At 74.2% G+C, this 5,973-nt stretch carries 5 protein-coding genes; 1 reads left to right on the top strand and 4 read right to left on the bottom strand.

Going from position 1 to position 5,973, the window contains the following annotated elements; all coding sequences use genetic code 11:
• Both AOK18_RS24325 and AOK18_RS24330 read right to left on the bottom strand, forming a co-directional pair.
• Positions 1 to 523 (bottom strand): alpha/beta fold hydrolase (locus tag AOK18_RS24325; RefSeq protein ID WP_157865156.1); only part of this gene is annotated, 523 nt, incomplete at its 3' end.
• Positions 524 to 1,083: 560 nt separating this feature from the next.
• Positions 1,084 to 1,776, bottom strand: coding sequence for an iron-dependent transcriptional repressor DtxR (locus AOK18_RS24330; RefSeq protein WP_055574361.1), 693 nt, complete (start codon positions 1,774 to 1,776; stop codon positions 1,084 to 1,086).
• Between the two features lie 260 nt (positions 1,777 to 2,036).
• On the opposite strand from AOK18_RS24330, the gene AOK18_RS24335 reads away from it, so the two are divergent.
• A complete protein-coding gene (locus tag AOK18_RS24335; RefSeq protein ID WP_055574360.1) occupies positions 2,037 to 2,792 on the top strand; it encodes an SIS domain-containing protein in 756 nt (251 codons plus the stop codon).
• Positions 2,793 to 2,906: 114 nt separating this feature from the next.
• Here AOK18_RS24335 and AOK18_RS24340 read toward each other — a convergent pair whose 3' ends face one another.
• Together AOK18_RS24340 and AOK18_RS24345 are read right to left on the bottom strand one after the other, a co-directional pair.
• Positions 2,907 to 4,319, bottom strand: coding sequence for a PAS domain-containing protein (locus AOK18_RS24340; protein ID WP_055695718.1), 1,413 nt, complete (start codon positions 4,317 to 4,319; stop codon positions 2,907 to 2,909).
• 470 nt (positions 4,320 to 4,789) lie between these two features.
• Positions 4,790 to 5,896, bottom strand: a complete 1,107-nt coding sequence (locus tag AOK18_RS24345) for a citrate synthase 2 (RefSeq protein ID WP_055572964.1) — start codon at positions 5,894 to 5,896, stop codon at positions 4,790 to 4,792.
• Positions 5,897 to 5,973 lie beyond the last annotated feature (77 nt).

The following is a 5,973-nucleotide window of genomic DNA, read 5'->3' on the forward strand; positions in this document are numbered from 1 at the left end:
CCTCGCCGACGTCCGCAAGTGGTTCGGCGAGGGTGGCGAACGGGACGGGCCAGGTCTCGAACCACTGGGCCCACTCGCGCTGCGAGGCGGCCCCGAGCGCGGAGGCCCGCATGTCGCAGACGACCAGCCCGCGCACCAGGTCGGGGCGCTTGGCGGCCAGCTGCCAGGCGGTCAGGGCGCCCATGGCGTGGCCGACGAGGACGGCCGGGCCGAGGCCCAGCTGCTCGAGGGCGGCCTCGGTGTCGTCGACGTAGGCGTCACGGGTGAACGAGGCCTGCGGGGGCTTGTCGCTGCGCCCGTGGCCGCGCTGGTCCAGGGCGACCGCCCGGTACCGTCCGGAGAGCCGGCGGGCGGTGGACGCCCAGTGCGAGGCACGGCCCATGAGCCCGTGGAGCAACAGCACGCCCGGGGCGCCGCTCCCGGTGGTGCGCTCCGGCGGGCCGCCGGCCTTGGGCGGATCGCCGAACTCCCAGGCGGCGAGACGTACGCCGTCCGCCCCCGTCACGTCGATGCGTCGCGCCATCGTCCCGGCACCCCCAGCTCGCTGCCTGCCGTGCTGCCTGCCCCGCCTGCTGCCGCCCCACAAGTTATCGAATGCGCTTTCGGGAAAAGGGTTCCAGCCGTCAACATCCCACGTACGAGTGACACCGCTCGAGGATTGATCGCCGCGACCGCGGGGAGATCTCCAGCAGGGAGCGGACCTCTCGGGGAAATTGGTCCGCAGGGAATGACCCTGAGAGCTCGGGGCTCCGGGTCAGCACAGGGGAGGACAGGCCCCGGCGCCCTACGGCGCCGGGGCTCCTCACGTGGTCACGGCACATCCTTCCGCCCCTCCCCGGCCGGACGACGGGGCGATCGGCCCGGCCGAGAGCCCCTCGGGTCATATGCCTCACGCGACAGCCTCGCACGCGAACCCGGCGCGCGCTGCCCTTCGGCACACCCGGTCCGGATTCGGCGCGATCGCGCCGGAGCCACGACACCTCCGGGTCAACTTCCCTTCACCGCAACGGAGTTGACCGGACACGGACACCCGGACACCCGGACAGGCGAACGCGCGGACGCACGTCCTCCGGCGGGTCCGGGCTACGGCTTGGCGACGAACACGTGCGAGGCGACGTCCTTCGCCAGCTCGGCCGCCTCACCGCCGCTGCCCACCAGCACACCGCCGGACGACTCCGTCACGCTGACCACCGAGCCGGGCTGGACGCCCGCCCGGCGCAGCGTGTACATCAGCTGCGCGTCCGTCTGGATCGGCTCGCCGATGCGGCGCACCACGACCGTCTTGCCCTCGGCGCCCGGGTCGAGATCGGCCAGGGACACCATGCCCTCGTCCAGGAACGGGTCGGCGCCGTCCTTCTCGCCCAGCTCCTCCAGGCCCGGGATCGGGTTGCCGTAGGGCGACTCGGTGGGGTGCCGCAGCAGTTCCAGCACGCGGCGCTCGACGGCCTCGCTCATCACGTGCTCCCAGCGGCAGGCCTCGGCGTGCACCTGCTCCCACTCCAGGCCGATCACGTCGACGAGCAGGCACTCGGCGAGGCGGTGCTTGCGCATCACGCGGGTGGCGAGCCGGCGGCCCTCCTCGGTGAACTCCAGGTGCCGGTCGGGGGCGACGGAGACCAGGCCGTCGCGCTCCATCCGGGCCACCGTCTGGCTGACCGTCGGTCCGCTCTGGTCGAGGCGCTCCGCGATCCTGGCGCGCATGGGGACCACGCCCTCCTCCTCCAGCTCGAGGATGGTGCGGAGATACATCTCCGTGGTGTCGATCAGTCCGGACATACGTGCCCCTCGATGAGATCTGCGATTGGCTCTGCCGGAGGCTGGACGGCTCACCGGCGCATGCGCTGGCCCTGGAGTCAATTCTGACGCATGGCGCCGACAACCGAGCCGCGCCGTGGAACGAAAGGTGTGCACGGGGTGGTGCACGGTGGTACAGGACCCCCGCGGGGGGTTTCCGGGCCCCTCGGGCCGCCGTGTTGACAGGGTACTGGTCCGGACCGCACGGTGATCGGCAGCAGTCCACCCCGAAGGGATGCCGCATGAGCGACCGTACGCCGGCCGGCCGGTTCCTCGACGCCGCGATCGGCCTGCTGCACCGGATCCGCGACGAGGAGGCCGACTCCGTCGCGGCCGCGGGCCTCCTGCTCGCCGACACGGTCGCGGACGGCGGGCGCCTCTTCGCCTTCGGCGCCGGCCACTCCTCGCTCGCCGCGCAGGACGTCGTCTACCGCGCGGGCGGACTCGCCCTGATGAACCTGCTCACCGTCCCGGGCACCGTCGGCGTCGACGTGATGCCGGCCACCCTCGGCTCGGCCCTCGAACGCGTCGACGGACTCGCGGGCGCCGTGCTCGACTCGTCCCCGGCCCGCGCGGGTGACGCGCTGGTGATCGTCTCCCTGTCCGGACGCAACGCGCTCCCCGTGGAGATGGCCGTGAACGCCCGCGCCCTGGGCCTGAAGGTCATCGGCGTGACCTCGGTGGCGTACGCGACGCGGACGACGTCCCGGCACGTGTCGGGGACGTACCTCAAGGACCACTGCGATCTCGTCCTGGACTCCAAGATCGCGGTCGGTGACGCGGAGCTGACCCTGGACAACGTCCCCGCCCCCTTCGCCCCCGCCTCCACCGTCGTCACCACGGCCCTCCTCCAGGCGGTCATGGCCACCGCGGCCGCCTCCCTGGCCGACCGCGGCATCGAGCCGCCCCTCCTGCGCTCCGGCAACGTCGACGGCGGCCACGACTGGAACGGCCGCGTCCTGGAGCAGTACGGCGACCGGATCTTCTACCGGCACTGAATCCCCGCCCGCACGGGACCGGCACCGGACCCGCGCCCGGCCGGACCCCGGGCCGGCTCCCGGTCCCGCCGCCGTCACCGGCGCCGCTCCGGGTACCCGGCCGCCGCCCCGGGGTCACTCCCGCCGTCCGGCCGCCTCCCTCAGGTCCAGGGCCGCGGCGATGCGGTGGGCCACCTCCTCCGCGTACATCGCGTCGGGGCGTTCGAAGGCGTGGCGCCCCGGCCCCCGCAGAAACGTCACGGCACCGAGCGTCCGCCCCCGGCTGCGCAGCACCGTGCACAGGGCGTGCGCGGTGTCCTCCGGCCACTGCCGGGACACCGCCCACGCGCGCGCCTCCCGGGCCGGCACCGCCCCCGCGTCGGCCCGTACGGAACCGGCCCGCTCGACGCACCGCAGGGCGGGATGGCCCTCGGCGTACCGCACCGGCAGGCCCGCCTGCCCGGCGAGCCGGCTCGGTCCCGGCGCCCCGGACGGCGTGGCCGCGATCCGCACCAGGCGGACCCGGCCCGCGTCCTCCCCGTCCCCCGCGCCCCCGCCGGCTGTGCGGTCCGCCACGCGGTCGATCAGCGCGTGGTCGGCGAATCCGGCGAGCGCGAAGTCCAGGTGGACGGTGACGGCCTCCGCCGGGTCCTCGCACTCGGCCGCCGCCCGCGCCGCCCGGTGCAGCTGCTGCGCCCGGAACCGCGCCAGCGAGGCCTCCTGCTCGCCCTGCCGGGCCTCGGTCACGTCCTGGAACAGCCAGCCCACGCCGAGCGGCACCGGCTCCTCCGCCAGCGGCGACGCCAGCCGCACGAAACCGCACCGCCAGCACCGCCGCCGCTCGCCCTCCGGCTCCCGCACGCTCACCCAGATCTCGGCGGGCGCGGGCGGAGCGCCCTGGGCCAGTACGTGGGTGAGCGCGCTCTCCAGTTCCTCCACGCCCTGCGACAGCAGGTCCCCGAGCGGCCGCCCCAGGACGGAGGTCCGCCCGGTGCCGAGCGCCTTCGCCGCGTGCGCGTTCACCACGGCGGGCCGCAGGTCGGCGTCGACGAGGACGACGCCCCAGCTCGCGTCCTCCAGCAGCGCCTCGCTCAGCGCGATCGACCGCTCCAGGTCGATCTGCGCGTGCACCTCGCTGAACGCGCAGTACACGCCGGCCGGCCTCCCGTCGGGCCCGCGCACGGCCGCGGACTGGATCCGCACCAGCACCCGGCGGCCGTCCTTGGTCAGCAGCGCGAACTCGTGCACCTGCCGGCCCGGGGCGTCCATGGCGGACATCAGCCGCGCCTCGACCTCCGCGGCGTCCGCGCCGCGCACCGCCCATCCGTCGAAGCCCCGCCGGCCCACGGCCTCGGCCGCGGTCCATCCCAGGACGCGCTCCGCCTCGCGGTTCCAGTGCGTCACCACCGCGTCCGCGTCGAGGGCGCACAGGGCGGCGTCCATGCCGTCCAGCAACGCGGCCAGCAGATCGGCACCGTCCGAACTCTCCCGCCCGGGCTCTTCGGGCCCCAGCTCACCGGTGGTCCCACTACGCCGGGAAGCACTCACCTGGACCCCCTGCAACTGCGTCCTCCGTACGGCACGTCGGTCCGCCCACTCGCCATCATTCAACGTGAACGTGACTCAGCGCACACCGGGTTCCCGCAAGATTGCGGGAATCGTCGTGGGCCCCCGGCACATCCGCTCCCCGGGGCCTCCTGGAGGGGCGCGAAAAAGAGGTTGATTCGCGGGGGACCGCTTCCTAGGCTGGCGGTACTTCGGAAAGGAGGTGGTTCGGCAGATGTACGCATACCGGACGGAAGAGGTGGCTGCGGGCCAGTAGCCCGTCGTCGTACTCGGTTCGGCGTCGGACCAGCGTGCGTGACGCACGCGACCGGCCCAATTCCACGCAGTCACCCGACCCGCGAGTCGCCGGTACGTCCGGCCGGCCCCTCCTTCGGAGGGCCGGGCTCGCGGGTCGTTCGCGTGCGCGGGAGCCCGGGACCCCAGGGTCCCGGGCTCCCGTCGCGTTCCGGGCGTCAGGCCCGGTCGGCGATGTCCGCGTAGCCCTCGATCTCCTTCGGGTCGCGGTCGCCGGGGCCCGTGTAGCGGGCGGAGGGGCGGACCAGGCGGCCGGTGCGCTTCTGCTCGAGGATGTGCGCCGACCAGCCCGCGGTGCGGGCACAGGTGAACATCGAGGTGAACATGTGGGCCGGCACCTCGGCGAAGTCCAGGACGATGGCGGCCCAGAACTCGACGTTGGTGGCCAGGACGCGGTCGGGGCGGCGGGCGTGGAGTTCGGCCAGGGCGGCCTTCTCCAGCGCCTCGGCGACCTCGAAGCGCGGGGCGCCGAGCTCGCGCGCGGTGCGGCGCAGCACGCGGGCGCGGGGGTCCTCGGCGCGGTAGACGCGGTGGCCGAAGCCCATCAGGCGCTCGCCCTGGTCCAGCACCCGCTTCACGTACGCCTCGGCGTCCCCGGTGCGCTCGATCTCCTCGATCATGCCGAGGACGCGCGAGGGCGCGCCGCCGTGCAGGGGCCCCGACATGGCGCCGACGGCGCCCGAGAGGGCCGCGGCCACGTCCGCGCCGGTGGAGGCGATGACGCGGGCGGTGAAGGTGGAGGCGTTCATGCCGTGCTCGGCGGCGGAGGTCCAGTACGCGTCGACGGCGGCGACGTGCTTGGGGTCGGGTTCGCCGCGCCAGCGGATCATGAAGCGTTCGACGACGGAACGCGCCTTGTCGATCTCGCTCTGCGGGACCATGGGCAGGCCCTGGCCGCGCGCGGACTGGGCGACGTAGGAGAGGGCCATGACGGCGGCGCGCGCGAGGTCGTCGCGGGCCTGCTCGGCATCGATGTCGAGGAGCGGTTTCAGGCCCCAGACGGGTGCCAGCATGGCGAGCGCGGACTGGACGTCGACGCGGACGTCACCGGAGTGGACGGGGATCGGGAACGGCTCGGCGGGCGGCAGGCCGGGGTTGAAGGCGCCGTCGACGAGCAGGCCCCAGACGTTCCCGAAGGAGACGTGCCCGACCAGATTCTCGATGTCGACGCCCCGGTACCGGAGGGCGCCGCCCTCCTTGTCCGGTTCGGCGATCTCCGTCTCGAACGCGACGACTCCTTCGAGCCCGGGTACGAAGTCGGACATCAGGCGGCTCCTCGTGATGGGGGCGGCGGATGGCGGTGCGGGTGGGACGGCCACGCGCCGGCCGGTCGGTGGGTCGG

It is taken from the genome of Streptomyces prasinopilosus (assembly GCF_001419695.1).
Lineage (GTDB): Bacteria > Actinomycetota > Actinomycetes > Streptomycetales > Streptomycetaceae > Streptomyces > Streptomyces prasinopilosus.

Bases quoted from the DNA above. Each gene is read 5' to 3' on its own strand.
- AOK18_RS24330 (WP_055574361.1), bottom strand. From the start codon at position 1,776: ATGTCCGGACTGATCGACACCACGGAGATGTATCTCCGCACCATCCTC.
- AOK18_RS24335 (WP_055574360.1), top strand. From the start codon at position 2,037: ATGAGCGACCGTACGCCGGCCGGCCGGTTCCTCGACGCCGCGATCGGC.
- AOK18_RS24345 (WP_055572964.1), bottom strand. From the start codon at position 5,896: ATGTCCGACTTCGTACCCGGGCTCGAAGGAGTCGTCGCGTTCGAGACG.